General features: G+C 64.2%; 2 protein-coding genes. Both read left to right on the plus strand.

Going from position 1 to position 3,652, the window contains the following annotated elements:
- Positions 1 to 822 (plus strand): DNA polymerase Y subunit UmuC family protein (locus tag AC1DLB_RS24705; RefSeq protein ID WP_477785814.1); only part of this gene is annotated, 822 nt, incomplete at its 5' end.
- Positions 798 to 3,652: error-prone DNA polymerase (locus AC1DLB_RS24710; protein ID WP_477785815.1), on the plus strand; the 2,855-nt coding region annotated here is incomplete at its 3' end. The genes AC1DLB_RS24705 and AC1DLB_RS24710, both read left to right, overlap by 25 nt.

Genomic DNA, 3,652 nt, shown 5'->3' on the forward strand with positions numbered 1-3,652 from the left:
GCGCTGCCCCGGCATAGCCTGGCCCGGCGTTTCGAGGCCCAGGTGCTCAAGCATCTGGACAGCCTGTTCGGTGAGCGGCGGCTGGCACTGGCGTTTTACCTGCCGCCGGACCGTTTCGATGTGCGCATCGAACTCAATTTCGATGTGCAATCCCATCAGGCATTGTTGTTTCCTTTAAGACGATTGACCGGCGATCTGTCGGCGTTCCTCTGCGGCCGGGACAGCGGCGTGCAACGTTTCGACTTGCACCTGGAACACGCCGGCTTGCCGGACACCGTGATCAAGGTCGGCCTGCTCAGCGCCGAGCGCGATCCGGCGATGCTGTTCGAACTGGCCCGAGGGCGCCTGGAACAGGTTCATGTCGAGGCCCCGGTGCGCGGTTTTCGTCTGCGCGCCGAAGATCTGCCGGCCTTCGTGCCCCAGCGTCAGGAGCTGTTCGACGACCGTCCGCAGCAGTCCTTGCCCTGGGAGCAACTGCGTGAACGCTTGCGCGCACGGCTGGGGGATGACGCGGTGCAGGGCTTGCGCTTCCAGGCCGATCACCGGCCGGAATGCGCGTGGCAGACCACTGTCGACAGCCAGGCCTGCGAGGGGCTGCCTGCCGTGCAACGTCCAGGCTGGTTGCTGACTGAACCGCAGGCGGTACACGAAAGCTCGACGCGCATCCTCATGGGGCCGGAGCGCATCGAGTCCGGCTGGTGGGACGGCGACGACGTGCGCCGCGATTACTACCTGATCGAAACCCGTTCTGGTCAGCAGGGCTGGGCCTATCGGGCGGTGGGCGAAGACGGTCCGTTGTGGCTGCAAGGCTGGTTCGCATGAGCGTCGACTATGCCGAGCTGCACTGCCTGTCCAACTTCAGTTTCCAGCGCGGTGCCTCCAGTGCGCTTGAGCTTTTTCAACGGGCGAAAAAGCAGGGCTATCAGGCGCTGGCGATCACCGACGAATGCACCCTGGCGGGTATCGTCCGTGCCTGGCAGGCGGCCAAGACCGTGGAGCTGCCGCTGATCATCGGCAGCGAAATACGTATCGAAAATGGCCCGAAACTGGTGCTGCTGGTGGAAAACCTCGAAGGTTATCAAGCCCTGTGCCGACTGATTACCCGCGCCAGACGTCGCACGCAGAAAGGCCAGTATCAGGTGCGGCGGGAGGATTTCAGCGAGCCGTTGCCGGGGCTGTTGGCGTTGTGGGCGCCGGACGCCGTCGATGATTTTGCGCAGGGCCATTGGCTGAAGCAGAGCTTCGCCGAGCGCCTGTGGCTGAGCGTTCAGTTACATCGCGGGCAGGACGACACCCGGCGACTGGCAGCACTGCTGACCCTGGCGCGGGAACTGCGGATCCCGGCGGTGGCCAGCGGCGATGTGCATATGCACGCCCGCGGCCGGCGCGCCTTGCAGGACACCATGACCGCCATCCGCCATCACGTTCCCGTGGCCGAGGCCGGGTTGCGTCTGCACCCCAATGGCGAACGGCATTTGCGCAGCCTCGACGACTTGCGCGATCTCTACCCGCAGGCGTTGCTCGACGAGACGCTGAACATCGCCCGGCGCTGTACTTTCGACCTCGGTCAGTTGCGTTATCAATATCCCCGGGAACTGGTGCCCGAGGGGCACACGGCCACGTCCTGGCTGCGGGTGCTGGCAGAAAAGGGGATTCGCTGGCGCTGGGAAAAAAGCCCCAAGGCCGAGGTGTTGGCGCAGATCGACAAGGAACTGGAGCTGATTGCCGAGCTGGGGTACGAGAGTTATTTCCTCACGGTTCACGACATTGTGAATTTCGCCCGCCAGCAACACATCCTTTGTCAGGGCCGCGGTTCTGCCGCCAACTCGGCGGTGTGCTTCGTGCTGGGGATCACGGAGATCGACCCGGAACGCAGCACGCTGCTGTTCGAGCGTTTTCTCTCCAGGGAACGCAACGAACCGCCGGACATCGACGTGGATTTCGAGCACGAGCGGCGCGAAGAAGTCCTGCAGTATGTGTTTCAGCGTTATGGCCGGGCCCGTGCGGCGCTGACGGCGGTGGTCAGCACTTACCACGGTGCCGGCGCAATCCGCGACGTGGCCAAGGCGTTGGGTTTGCCGCCGGATCAGGTCAACGCCCTGGCCGACTGTTGCGGCCACTGGAGTAATCAGGCGCCGCCCGTCGAGCGTCTGCGTGAAGGTGGTTTCGACCCCGATAGCCCGGTGTTGCGTCGAGTGCTGAGCCTGACCCAGCAACTGATCGGTTTTCCCCGGCACCTGTCCCAGCACCCCGGCGGTTTCGTGATTTCCGAGCAGCCTCTGGACAGCCTGGTGYCGGTGGAAAACGCCGCCATGGCCGAGCGCACCATCATCCAGTGGGATAAGGACGATCTGGATGCGGTCGGGCTGCTCAAGGTCGATATTCTGGCGCTGGGCATGCTCAGCGCGATTCGCCGTTGTTTCGATCTGCTGCGTCGGCACCGGGGCCGCGACCTGAGCCTGGCGACGGTGCCGGCCGAAGACCCGCAAACCTACGAGATGATTGGCCATGCGGACACCATCGGGGTGTTCCAGATCGAGTCCCGGRCACAGATGTCGATGCTGCCCAGGCTCAAGCCCAAGAACTTCTACGATCTGGTGATCGAGGTGGCGATCGTTCGTCCGGGGCCAATTCAGGGCGGGATGGTGCATCCCTACCTGCGGCGACGTAAGGGCGAAGAAGAAGTGAAATACCCGTCGAAAGAACTTGAAGCGGTGCTCAAGCGTACGCTGGGCGTGCCGCTGTTCCAGGAACAGGTGATGCAGATCGCGATTGTCGCCGCCGACTACAGCCCCGGCGAGGCCGATCAATTGCGCCGCTCCATGGCGGCCTGGAAACGCCATGGCGGACTGGAACCGCACAAGGAACGCCTGGCGGACGGAATGAAGAAAAACGGCTACACGGCGGAGTTCGCCGCGCAGATCTTCGAGCAGATCAAAGGCTTCGGCGATTACGGTTTTCCCGAATCCCACGCCGCCAGTTTCGCCTTGCTGACCTACGCCAGTTGCTGGTTGAAATGCCACGAGCCGGCGGCTTTCGCCTGTGCGCTGATCAACAGCTGGCCGATGGGGTTCTACAGCCCGGACCAGATTCTCCAGGACGCCCGCCGCCATCATTTGCAGATTCGCCCGGTGGACGTGCGGGCCAGTGACTGGGATTGCAGCCTGGAACCGATCACCGGTGCGCAGCCGGCCATTCGCATGGGGCTGCGGATGATCAAGGGCTTTCGCGAAGACGATGCCCGGCGTATCGAGACGGCAAGGTCGAAAGGGGCGTTTGCCGACATCGCCGACCTCGGCGAACGGGCACGACTCGATGCCCGCGCCCAGGAACAACTGGCCGATGCCGGTGCACTGCGCGGGCTGGCCGGTGACCGGCATCGGGCGCGCTGGGAGGTGGCGGGGGTGCAGAAGCAGCTCGGTTTGTTTGCCGGTCTGCCGAGTCAGGAAGAGCCGGCGGTGGATCTGCCTAAACCCACCGTGGGCGAGGACCTGCAAGCCGATTACGCCAGTGTTGGCACCACCCTCGGCCCGCATCCGCTGGCGTTGCTGCGGGGGGAACTCAAGGCCCGGCGCTGTCGCAGCTCCAGGGAATTGCTGATGGTCGAGCATGGGCGTCCGGTCAGCGTCGCCGGGCTGGTCACCGGTCGGCA

The organism is Pseudomonas sp. 05N434, from assembly GCF_056396965.1.